Source organism: uncultured Algibacter sp., assembly GCF_947487575.1.
Classification (GTDB): Bacteria; Bacteroidota; Bacteroidia; order Flavobacteriales; family Flavobacteriaceae; genus Algibacter_B.
Window position 1 is genome coordinate 1 of record NZ_CANKXG010000036.1, and the last position, 202, is coordinate 202.

1 protein-coding gene is annotated in these 202 nt (G+C 42.6%); it reads right to left on the reverse strand.

Translation table 11 applies throughout. The features are described from left to right. A partial coding sequence (locus Q0870_RS15400) for a hypothetical protein (protein ID WP_298556791.1) occupies positions 1–202 on the reverse strand: 202 nt, incomplete at both ends.

The following is a 202-nucleotide window of genomic DNA, read 5'->3' on the forward strand; positions in this document are numbered from 1 at the left end:
TTACAGTTGTTGTTGTTGCTGTATAATCTGATGTACCAGCCGTTCCTGTGGTGGTTACTATATCTATTACTGTATCTTCTGAACTTGCTACATCAATACTTACTGGTACCGTAGCTGTTCCATCTCCTTCGCCTACGGTTACATCGCCTATTGTTACTGTTGGAGTCGCATCGTTATCAGTTATCGTTACTGTTCCGCTTGG